Below are 19,215 nucleotides of genomic sequence, written 5' to 3'. Positions count from 1 at the left end.
CTGTTTAATTAGTTAACGTTTTTCCGTTTTTCCTTCCGCTTGCCTTTTTAAAGCAATAACGACATTACCTGTGCAACACTTGTATTTTTTTTTCACTTTATTATATCCCTCTTTTTCAAGAGAGAGTGAGATTTTAGGACAACCCAATATACCACCTGTCATTGAGGTAATTTCAAAATTTCCAAGACTATCCGTATATATAGCCCTGTTTCTGCTGTCTTCTTTTGCCATTACTCTTTTTACCATTACCTTATTTATTGGCAATCGGGTTTCAGAATCAACCACAACACCTTGTATATGTTGTAAACAATCACAAGAAGTAAAAGCTACAACTATAAACGCCAATATAGTAACCTTTAGGAATTTCATATTTTTATCTTTAAGAAAAAGTGTATCATTCCAAATCTCATAAAAAAACATCAGTACATGCAAGTATTATTTATTCACAAGAAAAATCAAAATAATACCCTTTCTTAGTAGTTACAAACAATACTCCATCTTTCGGCACATTGGGAATCCCTTTTTTCTCTGCTTTTGCTTTTGAAATTAGTTTTGTATTTTTCATATTCGTAAAATCAAACCGGTTTCTAAAGCAATTCACTTTTTTCTCCTCCCTGATTATTATATCATTTAAAATCAATAAAGGGAAAATAAAATGATTATTTACACCGGCCCTTTTCTTATATTCTTCAATACTTTTATCGCTTGTTAATGGATAAACAAGAAGAGCGTCAATAGCTGAAACTACTATACTGTCATCAGAAGCAATCTGAGAAATAGTTTGCAACTTATTATTATTTTGGCATATGCTATTTGCAACACCAACCACTAAAAAGAATAGAACAAAACATATCCTTATCATTTGAACATTTTTATTTGTTTAATTACACCAATACTTCGGAAAACATCTAAAATTGACAGTCATTCAAAATATTCAATTGTTGCCAACAGATCATTATCAAAATTCCATATCATATAAGAAACATCAATCATTTCATACTTTTTCACTAATGCTTCTTCTTTAATCTTTTAACAACTTTCTCTATTGGTATTACAAATATATCCCCATCAGTAATAGCAGCATCATAACCGCCACTTTCTACTCTTTGAGCAGCATCAAAAATATATAAACTACTCAAAGTGGAGTAGTTATGGTCAAAACGCCTACGAGTGTCTCTAAAATATTCTATTTTACTTTCTGAAAAACCAACCTTTTTCCCAACAAGATTAAAATCTAACGTATCTACTTTAAAAATAAAATTTAAATATCTTCCCTCATACTCATTGAGTACTAAAGCACTATCCATTCCCATTTTGTTCATATTTTCCAGTAAACTTTTGGGTATTTCTGAAAAACTACGCACTTGTAATTCGTACCTTTGTCCAGATTCATTCACTCCATCAGAAGCGTATTTATAAATAGAGGAACAAGCAAATGCCAACATTCCCAAACATACTATTAAAAATAATTTCTTCATACTGTTTCAGCGTTTAAAAAATCAATTCAATAATGCACAAAGCCTGTTTATTCACAAAAAAAATCAAAATAGTATCCTTTCTTAGTGGTTACTAACAATGCTCCATCTTCCGGAACATTAGGAATACCTTTTTTCTCAGCTTCAACTTTCGAAATTTTCTTTATCTTTTTATTTTCGTTCTATCAAAATGATTACGAAAACAATCTACCATTTTTTCATCTTTTATTGGCACATTATTTATCACTAAAAGAGGATAAACAATAGGGTATATGGTCTTTTTCAAATGAATATCGGTAACAAGTGGAAATACAATCAACAAAGTTCCCGTTCGTCCTTGTAAGGCAGTGTCATTTTTTTCACTTGTTTGTCCCAGTATTGAATGAGAAAAACACATCAATAGTAATAAAATAAAGTATTTCATATTGGTCATTTAACAATGTCTATTCATATCGTATCATTTATTACTCTTTGTCCATTACGCATAATAACATCACAGGGATTCTTCCGTTTATCTGCATCTCATCATATATTTTATCAATTAATACTTCAAATTTCTATAAATACCAAATTTCATGAAATATATAAATTGATAAAATGTTATTATTCTTTTACTATCTTCACCACACAACCTTGACCATCTATCGTCTCCATCAGTACAACATAGATACCGGCAGGTAAATGAGAGACGGAAATATTTTCCTCATAAGGTTGATTTAACATGATGCGTCCACTAAGATCAGCAATCCGTACAGTTTTAAGTTCCCGTTCTACTACGATGTTCAGTATATCTTTAACAGGACCGGAAATAAGAATATTATCCTTTCCTACAGTAGTTGATGGTGTAATGGCCGTGGGGTCATATCCTCCATAACGGGTAATGTTGATGGGGTGAGCATCCAAATCATCTGCATAGCCGAAAAGACGGCTCTTCATATATAGAAAATGCCCCATACGACCTACTTCGCCTGTCACGTTTCCTCTCATTTTCAAGTTATATTCCCAAAATTCCGGATCGAAGTATGACATCTGTATCCATCCCGGTAGAGTATTGTCTCTCCTATCTTTAAGTGCTGTCTCTTGACCATTCACGTGATCGGAAACCGTACGAGTGGTTTCATCCCACATGATATATTTCACCGTATTAATAAATGTCTGCATTTTGTCAAGCGTTACATTTTCAAATAAATCACTTTCGTAAGCTTTATAATATTGCAACATAGCATAGGAAGAATGATCGAAATCTTCTACTTTAGTTCCTCCATTCATATGATAATACCAAAGATAACAGTTCTTGGTCTCTCCGTTTACCGTCACCTTTACAGGCTTTAAGGTTTCAGCCTGTCCATCTATAGAAACCTGCACCACCTTCTTATAAAGAGCTTGTTTCTCGGGATTGATACCTAACACAGCATAACATTCCAATGCTTTATGGAAAGCATTCAGAGCCATCGCTTGCTGGTTGACAGGAAATCTATATCCAATGGCTTGTCCTAACCAGTTCCATTCCGGACAATTGGGCCAGTTGAGCGTATAGGTATCAGTGACAAAACGAGGTACATAAAACTCATCCATCACCTCATCACACATTTGAATATATTTCATGGCACGATCCCGATAGGTAGTACCAAAATCAATGTAATTCTTCTTATCACTTACCGGTGCTTGCTGATCCAGTAAATCCGGACTAAGTAAAATCAAATAGGCACAGAAGTAAATATGTCCTAAGATATCTCCATTTTCAGAAGCAGAATACTTCTCCAATTGCTCTCCCTCTGTTTTGTCTTTATTAGGCCAACACTTTTCTACACGCCCGGTCCAAAGAATACGCTTTTCGCCTCCCTGCTGATCATTACGACAATTAAGCATATAATCGCAATGCCTTATGAAAACATCCAAAATTTCTTTGTCACCTGTTGTCTTGTACATCCAAGCAAGTCCTTCCGCACCAATCCCTTGTTTACCATAAACCAATTGATTTCCAATATTTGAAGTCGGTAATGGAAATTTGTTTGTTTTAGCAACATAAGCCTTAAAATAATCCACCTCTGATTTGGTCAGTGGCCCTCTGGGATCTTCAAAATACATGCCCTCTCCTAAAATAGGTTTAGATACTTCTGCCACCTTATTAAATACACCTATTTCATAAATACTGGGTTCTGAAAGGGCTGAAATAATATAAAGTCGCAAATAGCGTTTGTTTTGGGGAGCCAATAACTCTAACACTTCATCCGACTCAATAATTGTTCCCTGAGCAGCAATAAGCCACTTTTCACCGTTATCGGAAACCCGGATCTGGTAACTGGACACACGAGTACCATACTCTTTTATTACTACCCGGTCAAATTCTACAGAAGTTCCGAAATCTACTTGTACCCACTGATTATTTATGGAACCTTTCTCTGCCGACCAACGCGACGCAGCATTTCCGTCAAAAGCATTCTTGGCCGTATATGTACTACCCCAGATCGAACTTGCTGAATATGTTTTATTTAAAGCAAGATTCACTGCCTGCCCTTGTACTACAAAAATTGTCAATCCTAAAAGGAAAATAAATGAAATTGCAAATCGTTTCATACTGTTTATTTTATCTTCAATTATTGTTTGATAATCTTTTTAATAATAACACTACCATCCATCGCCTCAAGCCGTACCAGATAAATACCGGATGATAAATGAGCTACCGACACTTCCGACTCAAAAGATTGATTAATCAATACCTGGCCATCCATAGCAATAACCTTCACGGATTTCAATGGTAATCCGGTCTCTATGAACAACCGGTCCTTCACCAAGCCGGATATGTAGATATTCTCTGAAGCTGTGTTAGCAGATTCTATTCCAGTACCTTTACCATAATTGGATAAATCTATTGGAGAAGCCGTAAATCCTTTTATACCAAACATTTTACTTTTAGCATATAGAAAATGAGCCATCAATCCCGGGTCGGTTGCTGTCTTTCCGGGCATAGTGAGTAAATAGTCATATAATTCGGGATCTACAATAGAAAGAAGTACCCAACCTGCTTTTGCTGCAGAAGAGCGGCTTTCCGAACTGGGGGTAGTTCCATCTACTTTATGAGATACCGTATGCGTAGCTTTATCATACATCACATACTTAAAAGTATTTGAAAAGCGAATAAGCTTCGCGGTATCTAAGTTAGTAAACAACCCGCTATCCAATAGTTTATAATAAGTTTGCATTGTGAATGCAGCATGTCCGTAATCTTCTACAGTGTTGCCTGCCATATGGTAATACCACCGGCAATATTCCTGTGAAACTCCATTCACAGTAATCCTTCGCGTTTCCAGTGTTTCGTTTTGCCAATCAATAGAATTCTGTATCACTTTCATATATTCTTCCTTCTTCTCCGGATTGATGCCAAGCACTTCATAACATTCCACAGCTTTCTGGAATCCATTTAAAAGCATCATCTGCTGATTCACCGGAATACCACGTCCATTGCGATCTGCATAGAAAGTTCCCATAGCTCTCCACGCAGGAGTATTGGGATAGTACATTCTACCATCTTTTGCAATAAGTTTTTCAACAAACTCCATTCCTTCATCGCACATGGCAATGAACTTCTTTGCTCTGTCCAGATAAGTAGTACCCCAATCTGTCAGTTTATCACTTGCCGGAGCTTCAAGAGCGTGCAGTTCGGGACTTAATAAAATAAGGTATGCACAGAAGTAGATATGCCCCAGAATATCTCCGTTTTCCGATCCGGAATAGGGTTGATCAAGTTCCCCCATAGCCTTATTAGGCCAGCATTTCTCAACGATTCCGGTCCAAATAGTACGCTTATCTCCACCAGGTTGGTCATTGCGGCAATACAACATATAATCACAATGGCGAATCAGAATATCAAGAATTTCCCGGTCTCTTGTAGCAGCATACATAAATGCCATACCTTCAGCAGCCAGTCCGATACGACCATACACCAGCGTATTTCCAATATTATTAGTGGCAGGTGAAAGCCCTTTCAGGTAAGCTTTATAATAAGTTAGTTCCACATCAGTAAGTGGTCCTCTCATATCTTCAAACTTCATAGTTACGCCCAGGTCTGGCAAGGGAGTCTTTTGATAATAAACTCCCATTTCATTAATAGTAGGTTCTCTTGTGGCCAAAACAATAAAAAGACGGACATAACGACTGGTTACCGGTTCAAAAGAAATAATTCCACCGTCGGGAATTGAACTATTCACCACAGCCACATCCGTCCATAGCACTGTATCATCAGAAACCTGTACTTTAAAAGAACTGATACGTTTTTCATTTTTATATTCCGTCACAAGAATACGATCAAACAAAGTAGCTTCCTGTAAATCTACCTGTAACCATTGATCGGTGGCAGCATTCTTTGCTGCGGACCAACGGGAGTTGTCTGTGTTGTCTCCGTCAAAAGCTTTGGATGCCGGAAAACGGCTGTCATATATTGTACTTGCTTCGGATGGTTTATTGAGCGCCAGATTGATCACATTGCTCTGAGCATAGGTTGTAACAGATAATACAAAGAATATCAACGATAGTAGTAAAGGTTTTCTCATGATAGTAGATATTAAATTAAAAAAAGAAAAGGCCAGCTTACCGTCTGTTAAATGCTCCCGATAGACAAAAGAGCCCGATTATACGGACGGTAAGCTGACCATTAAATTACTTTTTCACGATTTTACGGGTAATAAGAGTTCCTTCTGATGTTTCTAACTGAACCAAATAAACTCCTGATGAAAGATTAGCTACAGAAATTGTTGAATTGAAAGGTTGCTCGATAACGGTACGTCCGCTCAAATCGATTACTTTTACAGAATTCACAGCTTGTGCAGTTTTAATCTGAAGTTGCTCGCCATCTACATTCAACGAAAGAAGTTTATCGGCATCGGTAGATGTAAGACCTGTACTAAGGCTGGGATCATTGTAGATTTCCATTTCACAGATACTGGGTTCATCAAGTACACCACTTCCTCTAAAAGTGAAAGATTCAATAATCCAAAGACGCACATAACGTTTGGTAACAGCAGGGAATGTGATTTCCGGCCATGGATTCACTTTACCTTTTATACCTTCAAAAGTTTGTTCTACATCCCCTAAAATTGATTCCCAACTTAAGTCATCCGTTGCATCATCTGTTACTTCAATACGATATTTATTAATCTTATTAGAGTACTCTGTAATAAGTATCTTATTAAACTCAAGAGCTTCTCCCAAATCAACTTGTAGCCAGGAATTTTCACCTGTATTTATCTCACCGTCACCAGTGCCTTTATGATCTGCTGCACTCCAACGCGAACCTGTGCTATTTGCAATTCCATCAAAAGCATAACTTGGCCCCAAGTTATCCCGGAATTGGGAACTTGCCGTAGCTGTTTTATTCAAAGCCAAATTTGTCAAAGGTTCTTCATCTTGTGCCTGAACGGACGCAAATCCCACAAATAAAATACTTGCCAATAATGTAATCTTTTTCATAATGTTATTTTTTTAGTGAAACAATATTATTTTAAGTCTATCTTTCAAATCTCATCAGATACCCACCGGCTGTAATTCCTTCCATTATCAGGTGTGGTTTTACCAAATTATCAGGAGTATAAAAACGGATAACCGCTTTCCCGTCAGCATCTGTATTTAGTGCCGGATTCCAATAAATAGTACTTCGAACATCCGACTTTTGATTACTTATCTGTTCAAGGGTTTCATACACCGGATGATAAAATTCAACAGCTTTGTTGTATCCTTGTGTGGTAAACACGGTCAGACCCGGTGAAGCTTTTGCTTTTACCTCAGCACCCGTGTTCAACATAATAAGAATAGCACCGGCAGAAGCTTCAGGACCTAAAAAACCGGCAGAAACACTTTTTACAATTTCAATAGATTTGATATCATTAGCATCCAGTCCTCTAAGTGATTCTACTGCATCCTCCCCTTCAAAGCGCATTTCGTCTATCAGGAACAGGGGTGCACGGGTTTGTCCGGATAGCGTAATAAGATCACCTGATACCCTTACACTGGGGACACGCATCAATATATCGTATCCGGTGGAACCGCCAAAACGTCTTAGTTCTTCACCCGTAGCCCGATAATCTGCCAATCCGCCATATACGCTGGAAAAAGCATTTGCATCGCGCTTTGAAGCAGTGATAGTAACCTCGTTCAAGCGTACTACCTGCATGCCTCCTTCACTCAGATAAGCATTACGAACCATATTATCGTATTCCTGAAATTTACGGTCCTCCTCAGCAATTACCGGAAATGGGTTATGAGGTGAGAAATAAGGAAGCGAATCTACGCGCAGAAACACAGTAGAAAGTCCGGCCTGGCTTCGTGCTTGTGCTACGAACGTAACCGTGTCACGATATTCAATTCCGTCAAATACAAAGTTTCCCTCCTCGTCAGTATAGGTAGTAGCAGAAATTCCCTGCGAAGGAGCCATCAGTGCAACAGGGCATCCCTTGGCCTTTCCACCGAACATGGTAGTCGCCTTTCCGGTGACGGTTTGCCCTCCCTCCATAAAGTAATCAATTTGAATAGTAGGCAACTCTGCTATATTATCGTGATGGAAGCGAGTCCAACCATGAGTAAGCATTAATAAATCGGTATTGTATTCCGTACGGGCATCTCTCTTTAGAAAATAGTAACCGGGATTTTCTATATATCCTTTCAGATCAGAAGTTAACAAAATATCGGAACGAATATTACCGGATAATGTATCCGGAATGACCAGGCTTTTATCTGTCAGGCTAACAGAGAAAACACCTTGAACCGGCGTTCCTTGCAGATCTGTGAAACGAAGCGGAATCTCTACTAACTTACGTCGTTCCGGGAGTTCAGGGAACGGATTCATATCAAGATTCACCAACTCTTCGGGAACCACAAAGACAAGGCGCCGACTCAATACAGTACCGCTACTATTGGCCAACAGTAACTCTGTCAACCCCTCGGACAGTTCCGTTTCACGGAAACGACCGGAAGCACGATCAGAGGTCAGAGGAAGAAAAACAGTTAAATGTCCACGAGTATGCCCTACCAGATAAAGTGTATCGTTCCATTGTTCCTGCGATGCCTTCAAAATATTATACTGTATAATCCCTTTCCGGTGAGTCACACTTAACTGACGCCCTTCGGTTTTCACCTCCGGCAATGTAAACTCACGATATATTACACTATCCAATGAAGCTTTTACGCGATATTTCTGCCCGGCAGCCGGAAGAAGTGTAAAAACACCCATCCCGTCATGTTCCGTCCGGATACGGGTAATCGTATCTCCGGCTTCATCCAATAAGAAGCCGTGTATTTCACAGCTATGCCCATCTTTTCGCTGAGCCTTAAAAGCTACCCGTTGGCGGCTTCCATCCAGCAGATCACCTCCTTCGGGAAAGAAACTCAGAGCAAACTCTTTCTTCCTGTCTCCCAACAGGGGTACGTAAAATGTCTTATCATAATTGTAAAGATCATCCTTAAAAGTAATCTCAATGGCCCGTTCACGGTCCTGTTTTTCGGCAAGCGGTATGTCAAAACTGATTTCTCCCTGTGCATTGGTGCGACGCGAATAGCGTTCGGCCTTTTTACGCATCACGGTAAGCCAGCTTTGTACCTGAATACCAGACAAGGGTTTGTTCGTCTCATCCGTGAAACGGATAATAGCCGTACAATATCCCTCTCTCGAAGAATCTTCATAACGAACAGCCGACTGAATACTTCTGTCGAGTGCATTACCAATACGCAAACGGCGGTAATAAAAGTACTCCTCACCGGCATTCAGCATCCACTGCGTAAATGCTCTCATGTAGTATTCTCCTGCCGGAATATCAGCCGGAAGCAGAATACTGCCATGAAAGCCTCCTTGTTCTCTCCTTACCTTATGTTTACTGATAACCTTGTCATCCCGGTTTATTAATTCTACATATACAAAATTGCTCTTTGTATACGGAATATGAGATACTGCATCTACCAAATAACCCTTCCAGTAAATTCTCTCACCGGCAGCATAATATGGCTTATCAAGATGCAAGTACAACTTCTCCTGTGGATAGGCTGTATGTAACTGAAAGTAATTGCTTACTTTTTCCTTCAAATCTTGTGCTGCCGTATCTCCGCATATTGCTGTTAGTACAATGATGAGGATAAAGAGATTCCGTTTCATGGTTACTGTCCTTTAATAACTCGAACTGAATAAGCTACTATATTCTTTTTATTATAAGAGGTGACTGTATAGGTACGCGGGTTACTGAAATCCGCTAATACTCCCATCTTCGGACTGATAGTTGCTGCGGAAGAGGTGTTAGAAAGCGTACCGACCAATTTCAGATTAGTCACATCTGCTTCCGGTTTTACTGTAACCAAGATCTCTGTATTCGAGGGATCTTTAAGATGTTCTTGTTTATTAGCATCGGTTATAAGTACCGGAATATTTGTACTGACAACCACATCATTTCCTTTGGCATCAGTCATTTTTACAGCAGTGAGATAAGCACCGGTATCAATACCGGATACATCAGGGCCCTCCTCTTCAAAATCCACACAGGCGGATAATAATAACAGAGTAGCACAAACAAATAACTTCAATGTTTTCATAGTTCTTATTGTTTATTGATTAATTAGTATATTTCGGATGACACATTCGTGTCCTTTACTATTCTTATTCTTCTCTTTGGAGATACGAACCGTCAGTTTATGTTCCCGCTCCGGATCTAACTCCGCCTCTAACACATATGCCCAGGGAATATAAAGGTTCTTACTCCACTCGGTATATGTGTCAAGCTTTTTATATGGGGCATTGTCCACACTGTACTCCAATGTCCCTGAAAAAGGGCCGCAGACGCAAAACAGACCTACGGCCCTACCCTTAAATGAAAAACTAAAAGTAGAATTTATGGTATTTGAGTAAAGCATCGGCACATTAACAAATCCCTTACGGGTATGGGCTCCATTATCCGGTTTCCACGAAGCAATATGCTCCCATCCTTTAGAAAGCTTAACCTGACTGATATCAGCAAATGAAGCATTATAATAACTGTTCACATCCAATGGAGGTTCGGGTACAGAATGTGCTTCAACTGCATCAGAGACAGACACACGACTCCACATTTTATCTAACAGATGTGCCAGAGAGGCTGCATAAATCTTATGTCCCGGTTCTGCCGGATGAATACCACCAAACTGTTCCCAATCGAATTCACCGGCAGCAATACGATCGGACACTTCATGTGCCAGATGAACAGAGGGAATCAAATAATAATTAGCCACGCGTTCATGGTTCAGAATTACATCCGGTACACGTCCTTTCGGGTACATTTCCAGAAAAAGAGTATGAATAAAGTGAAGCATAACGATATCCGTAGATGGATTTGCCAATAAAGCATGTCGTACTATCCCCTCCATACCACGTACCTGATCAATAGCACAAAAATAATTGCCATGGTCATTCACTGCTGCTTCTACAAACAAAAGATCAATATCACCATGCCGGAGTACATCCTGCTCGAATCTATAAGAATGCGGAGTCGTTCCTGTAGAAGATATGCCGGCATCTATAAACTCGAACTCAGTGAAAGGGAAACGCCGCCGGAGATAGTCTTTAGTCAACTCACGCCAACCACGCATCTCAGTAATAGATCCACCTAGAAAAGCGACCCGTCCTTTACGTTCTTTTTCAAAACGGATGAAGGAATTTTTCAATGTACCCCGTTCATTCAGATATTGCTTTTCTTGATAATCGGGTTGATTACGGCAGATAAAATCAACTACAGGTTCAGGATTTTCCAAACTATGGGGATGATGATCTGCTCCCGGTTTAATAATTAACTCTACAGGAGCCCCCAACTGTTGATAACGGTCACGTATCAACTTCATATTATCCCTGAAAGGCACGACACGATCGCTATCACCACAAACGGCAATAACAGGGACCTGCTGAGAAGCCAAAGGAGCCAGATTATCAAGAGGATTTCCTTTGAAATTGTCTTTATCCACAGAAGTCATTCCCCATTCTTTAAGAAAATCATTCCAAAGTTTACTCTTCTCACCCGGCCAGCTGAACATATCACAAACCGGATTGTCAAGATAGAGACAAGCTACCTTATCCGGATTGGCTATTGCCCAGTTCAAGGCATAATATCCGCCACGACTAAAACCTTCAAGAGTTACTTTGGGAGAAAAATGCCAGGCAGAAAGCAGATAATCATAAAACTTTCTTCCCTGCTCCACTGCCTGAGGACTACCATAACGGTGAGTCATATCATAAAATACCACATGAAAACCTTTCTTCAACAATGCTTTGTCTACTGATGGGAAAGCACCAAAAAAAGCAGGACGCCATATCCAAGGTTTACCGCTTATTACAGAATCGGGACACACAATTGTAGCATGGCTTCCATCAAACGTAAAATCATATCGGACATGCCCATTCCATACAGATTGTTTAACATCTATATTTCCAGCATACAATACAGCTGGCAAGTTTAATAATAAAAAAGATATAAGAATAATTACCTTGTTTTTCATATCAACAGGACTACATTGGTTTGTGTACAAAGAAAGCCGATCTAACAGAAACACAGGATAACTATTATTTCAGATACTATCAGAAACATATCATATATGAGAGTGAGACAATAGTGACAATGAAATGAGACAATAGTAACAGAAAAAGGGAGAAGGGAGAATTGAGAGAGGAGAAGGCAAAACTTAATAGTGACCTCCTTACTATTACACGGTGGCATTCATTGGCTAAGTCGGGAAAAAAGATATCCACGGCCGATATACAGAGTTGTTTTACATGTACATGTAAAGCAGCGTTAGATGTACATGTAAAACAAAGAACAGTGGCCTGCGCATACCTCTTCCCCGCCCCGAAGCGTATCCCCTCTCAGAGGGAGATAGGCTACGCTATCCGCTGCATAGTACTTCTCCCCTCTCAATTCTCCCTTCTCCCTTCTTTTCAACTCTCCCCTCTCTTCAAATTCCCGTTTGCTTCTTCTGAATAAACTCCGTAGGAGTATATCCGTAAAAGCTCTTGAAAGAGTTAGAGAAATACGAATGACTGTTGAATCCAAGTAATGCTGCAACTTCTGACACGCTCATATCCGATTCTTTCAACATCTTCGCAGCTATTTCAAGACGTTTGTTACGAATCAGTTCGGTAGGTGAAAGTTCAGTTATAGATTTCAATTTACGATACAGATTGGCCCGACTGATACCAATTTCCTGGCAAAGCATTTCTACTCCCAAATTCTGATCGGAAATATTCTTTTCAATCACCTCAAACAGTTTCTGTGAAAAGCGTTCATCAGCAGAAACAACCTCTATACCCATTTCATCGAGAGAGAAACGCTTACCATACAACTTCTTCAGCTGCGCCCTACTTTCCAATAAACTACGAATACGCAATCGTAATACATCCATATTGAAAGGCTTGATAATATAATCATCTGCCCCGGCAGAGAAACCTTCTTTGATATGCATCACCATAGAACGTGCCGTCATCAAAATTACAGGAATATGACCGATACGCACATCATTCTTTATCATAGAACACAATTCGAGCCCGTTACGTTTAGGCATCATAATATCACTCAGTACCAAATCAGGAAAGTGGCTCACCGCCTTCTCATATCCTCTCACTCCATTGTAAGCTTCTATAATATCATAATCATTCTCAAGAGATTTATGGAGATATTCACGAACATCTTTATCATCTTCCACCAACAAGATTTTATACTTCTGACGTGCAAAATCTTCCGGTGCTGAAACTCCAGAAGCAGACGCAAGAGGGGCAGCAGGTGCCACCGTTATTGATTCTGACATTTCCGTTCCACCATTAGCCATATCCAAAGAGTCAGCTTGAGAATCCATAATACCCTCTTCACCAATGGAAGTATCTATTTCTTCTTCTTTAAAGGCCATAGGACTGATGGGTAATACCACGACAAAGCAAGCTCCCGGATGATCCATATCTTCTATAAAAATCCCCCCGCGGCATAGCTTCACGATTGAATACACCAGGCTCAACCCAATACCTGTACCGGGGACATTGGCAACTGTAGACTCCGGAACCTGATAGAAAGGAATAAATACTTTATCACGCTCTTCTTTAGAAATCCCCTTACCGGAGTCTTCAATTCGTAACATCAAATAACGCATTTCATTACAATCGCCTTTATGATAAACCTCACTCCGGTAGCTTTCGTTCAACTCTTCATAGGAGTAACTACGTACCAGCATTTTTATGTCCTTACCGGCAGGAGTATATTTAAAGGCATTGGAAAGTAAGTTGAAGACAAGTTTTTCCAATAAAGATTTATCATACCAGGCATCTATTTCCTCTGGTTGGCAATCAAGGCGGAAGTCTATCTCATTCGTTTGTGCTACCTGGCTGAAAGCATAATAGATCTCCTTTATAAACTCACAGACATTTCCTTTACTGACACGTAACTGCATATTACCTGTCTGATTCTTCTGTAAATCCATCATCTGATTGACAAGTAATAACAACTTTCGGGCATTCTTATAAATAATCCCCAAACGTTCACGTAATTCACCAGGCAATCCTACTTGTTTTACCATCTCTTCAAACGGAGTAATGATAAGCAACAACGGTGTACGAAGTTCATGTGAGAAATTAGTAAACAAACGAAGTTTGGCCTGATGCAATTCTTCTTGCTGCCGTTTTTCAAGTTGCTCTACACGAAGGTTCTCACGCAAACGACGGCGGGCATTCATATAAAACAAAATAATATATATCACGCAAGAAAGTAATAATAAATAAAACGTATATGCATACCACGTAGCCCATATAGGCGGATGAACAACGATATGCAAGGAACGGCCTTCGTTATTCCACAGTCCGTCATTGTTGGACGCACGCACATGGAACGTATATTCACCCGGCCGCAAATTGGTATAATAAGCCGAAGTACGTCCTCCCGCTTCATTCCAGCCTGTATCATATCCTTCCAAACGATAGGCATATCGATTCATATTATTGAATACAAAGTTCAGTGCCCAATAATCAATAGATATATTATTTTCATTATAAGAAAGGTGTATCTCAGACATATCATCCAACACACCGGGAAGTATGCCGGAAGCATCACCCGGAGAAATAGGTTGATTGTTTACACTTAACTGCTCCAATACAATAGGAGGAATATAACTGTTAACCTGCATCTTCAATGGTTGGAAAGTAATAAACCCATTGTTTGCCGTAAAGCAAATTGTTCCATCAGGCATAGATGTTCCTCCGTGTAATGTAAATTCACGAACATCAACACCATTACCTCTTTCATAGTTGTGTACTTTGCCTGTCTTAGGATTATATACGGCTACTCCCTGAGACGTACTCATCCACAAATTACCATCCCTCCCCATAATAAGTTTGCAGATATTATTATCCAACAAACCTTCCTGTTTCGTCACATAAAGGTCAGCGCCACGTTCCGGATCAAAACGGAAGATGCCACTACCATAAGTAGAAACCCAGATATCACCCGATTTAGTACGATCTATACTGGAAATATAATTACCCGGTATGAATCCTTTACTACTGGGAAAAGTATCTTTCCGATAGTTATCCACTACACCGGTATTCATATCGTAACGATAGATTCCCGTAGAACGGGTACCGATTAACATTACTCCTTCACGCTCTTCAAAAAGGCAACGAATACCAGACATACTTACTTTCCGCCCTTGTGCATCTTCAAAGGTATCTAACACCTTTCCATCCGTGGTAAAGCAAGTTAATGCAAATTCACGCCGAATGGTAGACGCCCAAAGATTCCCCTTACCATCACGAAGTAGCGAATAAATCACTACCGATTCAGGATATTTATAGAATAACGAGAATTTTCGGGTACGAAGATCAAAGCGATAAATTTCACCAAAGGCTGTCCCGCACCAGATACAATCATCTTCCGGCAATACAGTCTTTATTATATTTGAATTATGGAGAGAGGGTCCTGTACGATCAAGCAAATAAAACTCAGCATTCTGAGTAACCGGATTGTAATTCAACAATCCGTGTCCTTCTGTGGCAAGCCACAAACTACCATCCTTATCAGCACAAGCCGTACTATAGATACCGGTTGGTATATTCAACCTATATCCAGGATCATGACGTACAAACCTGTTCATCAGTTTTGAAAGCATCGTAATACCACCGGAATATGTACCAATCCACAGTATCTTAGCACTGGAAAGACAAAAGGCATAAACCGAAAAATGTCCCAGTGAGTGTCTGTCTCCACTGTAATCGGCCACCTTCTCTATATCACGTGTAGTAAGGTTAAGAGCAAAAATACCGTCATATGTTCCGATAAGCAACTGTCCGTCCCACTCCACAAGACAGCGAACGAAATCATTTTTCAAACCACTATTTTTACTTGTATAATGAGTAATACGGTTATTACGCAAGTCAACGCAATTTAAACCATAAAGATGACACCCCACCCATATCTGTTTCAGATGATCTTCATAGATACTTGAAACAGCATTATCCGACAACGCCAGATTGGTCCGTTGTGAATAATGGCTGATAACTTGCATCTGTTGGTCACAAACGTAAACCCCATCATCGTGGGTACCTATCCAAAACTTACCAGATGAGTCTTCAAATATAACAGAAACACTGACTGAACCACCATCGCCAGCAATTTCAACCGGATAAAAACGATCTTCCTCCCGATGATAAAGAAAGATCCCTCTGCGATTCCCCACCCACACACGTCCGGAGCGGTCAACAAAAACAGATTGGATTGCATCTCTCAATATACCCTTATCATCCAGATAGCGACGAATACGATTCGTATGCTGGCAAAGACGATTCAGCCCATAACTGGTTCCTATCCAAAGAGCATGACCGGGTTCTTCCGCCAAAGAGAGAATATCACTATTAGTAAGACTCAATGAGTCAGATGGGTTCTCTTGGTATACTGTATACTCTTTCCCATTATAGCGATTCAATCCATTCTTAGTCCCCAACCAGATATAACCTCTGGAGTCCTGATGAATGACCCTGACGGAAAGTTGCGAAAGCCCCTCATTTATATGCGGACTATAATAAAAGGAATTCCGGATATCCTGTGCCAGGGTATAAGACACACTTGACAACAACAGGTATATCAACAATAGTGTTTTTCTTAGCATAGTTACAGTTTCGATAGATTAATACATAGCAAATGTAATAAAAACCTATAAATAGTGAAAATCTCCATTCCCATATATTCGAGAATAGAAATAAAAAGAGACGATAGTTATAGTAAAAGAGACAGAAACTATAACTCTATTTCCGAAAAAAGAGACAAAACTGCACAATTTCTATTCAAAGTAAGTATCGAAAAACAAAAATATCCCGGTAGGAAAATGTATCTTACCGGGATAAAGGAAAAGTAACCTGACAGAAGATTCTATAATCTCACAGTTATTGTCTGTCCTTCACTAATGGTTTTCTTTATAGTTTTCTTTCCATTCACAATTGTAACCGCCAACTTACTGCCGCCAGCACGTTTCACCTGTATATCAAAGTCAGCACCAAACGCACGCACACGATTCAGATTAGCAAACTCCCACTCTTGCGGAAGACGCGGAGTTATTTCAAAACTACGTAAACCTGTGGGACGAATACCAAAAAGCCCTTCTGTATAAATACGGCAATAAAGCCCACTTTCGGCAGAGAGATGACGCTGATTACCTTCGGGCCAAGCCTCAATAGCATACGGAACATGATCACCCAACAGACGGCGTTGAGAATATTTCTTAAGGAATGCCATACCACGCCCTACTTCTCCTGCAGCAATTGTACCACGAAGTGCATAGAGAGTGGAACGATCCCAGAAAGTTTCCGTACCAGCCTGAGTCAACAGTCCGTCGTCCGTCCAAAGGCGGGGCGAAAAAAGAGCATCGATAGTACCTTTAGCACGAGTATAAATGCCCACAGTAAGCGGCATGCAAATCCAGGAACGAAGAATATCATTACCTTCATAATAACGATAACTGGGGAAACCTTCTATTTCGTAACCAAAATGCGACTCAATAGCTTGTTTCAAATCATCAGCCTGGCGGGTATATGTTTTGATCTGTGCAGAAGAAATACCCAATTCACGCCCCAAAAGGGCAGCTGAACGTAATGCATCATAATAAAGTGAAGAAGTACAAAGATTAGCATCTCCCGCAGGAAAGCGATTTTCAAGTTCATCAGAATTAGAAGCTACTACACCGGCAGGCGTCAACTTACGATGACAGTATTCCAGACACCATTCGATAAGAGGCCATAACTCCCGGGCTTCTTCTTTATCACCACGGGCAAGCGCATACCGCGCGGCACCGTAAGCAATCATAGCTCCATCTCCCCGGTCTTTGGCTCCATGCCAGGTTCCTACTCCTTCGGAAATAATAGAACTGGGAATAGGACGATATTCATCATTCATAAATCGGGCAAAATGGCGGAAAGAGTTCAAAGCAGATTCATTACCTATTTCATATCCCAGATAAGGAAAGAAAGGGTTGATATATTCTGCCTGGTCATTGGCCCAAATGGCTGCATAGTATGCTTCACCACCGGGACCATGCATCAAACCACCTTTTGTACGATAGATACTTTCGGCCCCACGCAGCTTGGCAAAAGCGAACATACGATTTAATACAGGATCGGGAGTATCAAGAACAAGATTGTTCCACCATTGATTGATCAGTGCCTGACGTCCGGTACGTTCTGATTCAATATTAATGCGGGTCAATGCTGCATCACCTGCTTTACGACCGGAGAAGATGGCATAGAACTCGAGTTTTCCACCTGGCTCTACTGTGAAAGTTCCGTTCTTTGAAAGAGAAGCTTCAATGGTATAAGCACCATAAACTCCAGCCTCTTCGGGAGTATTATACGTCACCTTCCACTCAGGAACACGCATTGTAACAGGGTGCTCTCCGGCATTGGTAAAAGAATACTCCTCACAATAATAGTCATTATTGGGTGAAGGATACAGAGTACGGGTCAGTTGAATGGCATTCTCTACTTCTTTCCGGTTACGGATATAACCAAAAGAACTATGAACAGTCATAATACCGTTGAAAGTAATATCACTGACACGTTCGTTTAACAAAGTCTGATCGCCAATAGTAACCATAGCCGGGATATTGACTTCAAAACGCTGCCTGAGGTTGTTTTGTGTTTTATTGGGTTGCATACGAAGCATTGGGAAGACAAGGCTACGATTGAGGTGAAAAGCCCGGTCGGCATCTACTCCGTAACGAAGAACAACGGAGAGACGCTGTCCACTCATTTCAAGATGATCATAATGAGGAATGTCTTCTTTAATCTGCCAACGAATAGAACCTTCGGGAGTGATATCCCAACGGTCTTTATTCTGTGCCGAAAGGGTTAATCCGACAAGGACAAAGAAAAGAGAGAGAGAAATTAGTTTTTTGTTCATCATAATTATTATTTAATGGGTTATAAATATCATTTAACAGGCAATCTGCCAGTCTCCACTTTACCTGTTTACAGTCTACGCCTTGTCTGCATGCAGTATAGGCGTAGGCTACATGCAGGCAAGGCGTTAACTACAAACAGACTTTACAAAATGTAATCGGAACATCAATTGTGCAAATTACGCAAATAAATTTGTAAGAATTGCGTTCCGTCGAAGATAAATAATGTAACAATCAAACTGCTTTGTGCCGACATACCTTTCCCCGCCCTTTTGAGCCCTCCTCTTTCCAGGGAAGATATAGCCCCCCAGCGCAGCCCCAT

12 protein-coding genes are annotated in these 19,215 nt (G+C 40.0%); all 12 read right to left on the bottom strand.

Going from position 1 to position 19,215, the window contains the following annotated elements:
- Positions 1-12: 12 nt before the first annotated feature.
- Positions 13-369, bottom strand: a complete 357-nt coding sequence (locus tag K8P02_RS06710) for a hypothetical protein (RefSeq protein ID WP_147351268.1) — start codon at positions 367-369, stop codon at positions 13-15.
- A gap of 70 nt (positions 370-439) precedes the next feature.
- Complete coding sequence (locus tag K8P02_RS06705) at positions 440-862, bottom strand: hypothetical protein (protein WP_025867293.1); 423 nt, start codon at positions 860-862, stop codon at positions 440-442.
- Positions 863-1,007: 145 nt separating this feature from the next.
- Complete coding sequence (locus tag K8P02_RS06700) at positions 1,008-1,478, bottom strand: hypothetical protein (protein WP_007485807.1); 471 nt, start codon at positions 1,476-1,478, stop codon at positions 1,008-1,010.
- 160 nt (positions 1,479-1,638) lie between these two features.
- Positions 1,639-1,899, bottom strand: a complete 261-nt coding sequence (locus K8P02_RS06695) for a hypothetical protein (protein WP_195660340.1) — start codon at positions 1,897-1,899, stop codon at positions 1,639-1,641.
- Between the two features lie 179 nt (positions 1,900-2,078).
- Positions 2,079-4,052, bottom strand: coding sequence for a discoidin domain-containing protein (locus tag K8P02_RS06690; RefSeq protein ID WP_025867291.1), 1,974 nt, complete (start codon positions 4,050-4,052; stop codon positions 2,079-2,081).
- Positions 4,053-4,072: 20 nt separating this feature from the next.
- Positions 4,073-6,025 carry a galactose-binding domain-containing protein gene (locus tag K8P02_RS06685; RefSeq protein WP_025867290.1) on the bottom strand — a complete coding sequence of 651 codons (1,953 nt, stop codon included), beginning with the start codon at positions 6,023-6,025 and terminating at the stop codon, positions 4,073-4,075.
- 106 nt (positions 6,026-6,131) lie between these two features.
- A complete protein-coding gene (locus K8P02_RS06680; protein WP_025867289.1) occupies positions 6,132-6,941 on the bottom strand; it encodes a discoidin domain-containing protein in 810 nt (269 codons plus the stop codon).
- A gap of 37 nt (positions 6,942-6,978) precedes the next feature.
- The gene (locus tag K8P02_RS06675; protein ID WP_025867288.1) at positions 6,979-9,612 is read right to left on the bottom strand and encodes a TonB-dependent receptor plug domain-containing protein; all 2,634 of its coding nucleotides are present in this window, start codon (positions 9,610-9,612) and stop codon (positions 6,979-6,981) included.
- 2 nt (positions 9,613-9,614) lie between these two features.
- Positions 9,615-10,043 carry a hypothetical protein gene (locus K8P02_RS06670; RefSeq protein ID WP_002559961.1) on the bottom strand — a complete coding sequence of 143 codons (429 nt, stop codon included), beginning with the start codon at positions 10,041-10,043 and terminating at the stop codon, positions 9,615-9,617.
- A 12-nt stretch (positions 10,044-10,055) separates the two neighbouring features.
- Entirely contained in the window at positions 10,056-11,972 is a 1,917-nt protein-coding gene (locus tag K8P02_RS06665; protein WP_223382153.1) for an SGNH/GDSL hydrolase family protein, read from the bottom strand.
- 453 nt (positions 11,973-12,425) lie between these two features.
- The gene (locus K8P02_RS06660) at positions 12,426-16,613 is read right to left on the bottom strand and encodes a two-component regulator propeller domain-containing protein (RefSeq protein WP_195449989.1); all 4,188 of its coding nucleotides are present in this window, start codon (positions 16,611-16,613) and stop codon (positions 12,426-12,428) included.
- Between the two features lie 260 nt (positions 16,614-16,873).
- A complete protein-coding gene (locus tag K8P02_RS06655) occupies positions 16,874-18,895 on the bottom strand; it encodes a glucosidase family protein (protein WP_025867286.1) in 2,022 nt (673 codons plus the stop codon).
- Positions 18,896-19,215: the final 320 nt, after the last annotated feature.

Source organism: Bacteroides nordii (genome assembly GCF_019930665.1).
GTDB classification, from domain to species: domain Bacteria; phylum Bacteroidota; class Bacteroidia; order Bacteroidales; family Bacteroidaceae; genus Bacteroides; species Bacteroides nordii.
This window is presented reverse-complemented; position numbering and strand designations above follow the sequence as displayed.

Coding starts and splice junctions, on each gene's coding strand:
- K8P02_RS06660 (WP_195449989.1), bottom strand. CDS start 16,613: ATGCTAAGAAAAACACTATTGTTGATATACCTGTTGTTGTCAAGTGTG.
- K8P02_RS06655 (WP_025867286.1), bottom strand. CDS start 18,895: ATGAACAAAAAACTAATTTCTCTCTCTCTTTTCTTTGTCCTTGTCGGA.
- K8P02_RS06700 (WP_007485807.1), bottom strand. CDS start 1,478: ATGAAGAAATTATTTTTAATAGTATGTTTGGGAATGTTGGCATTTGCT.
- K8P02_RS06690 (WP_025867291.1), bottom strand. CDS start 4,052: ATGAAACGATTTGCAATTTCATTTATTTTCCTTTTAGGATTGACAATT.
- K8P02_RS06695 (WP_195660340.1), bottom strand. CDS start 1,899: ATGAAATACTTTATTTTATTACTATTGATGTGTTTTTCTCATTCAATA.
- K8P02_RS06675 (WP_025867288.1), bottom strand. CDS start 9,612: ATGAAACGGAATCTCTTTATCCTCATCATTGTACTAACAGCAATATGC.
- K8P02_RS06665 (WP_223382153.1), bottom strand. CDS start 11,972: ATGAAAAACAAGGTAATTATTCTTATATCTTTTTTATTATTAAACTTG.
- K8P02_RS06705 (WP_025867293.1), bottom strand. CDS start 862: ATGATAAGGATATGTTTTGTTCTATTCTTTTTAGTGGTTGGTGTTGCA.
- K8P02_RS06680 (WP_025867289.1), bottom strand. CDS start 6,941: ATGAAAAAGATTACATTATTGGCAAGTATTTTATTTGTGGGATTTGCG.
- K8P02_RS06670 (WP_002559961.1), bottom strand. CDS start 10,043: ATGAAAACATTGAAGTTATTTGTTTGTGCTACTCTGTTATTATTATCC.
- K8P02_RS06685 (WP_025867290.1), bottom strand. CDS start 6,025: ATGAGAAAACCTTTACTACTATCGTTGATATTCTTTGTATTATCTGTT.
- K8P02_RS06710 (WP_147351268.1), bottom strand. CDS start 369: ATGAAATTCCTAAAGGTTACTATATTGGCGTTTATAGTTGTAGCTTTT.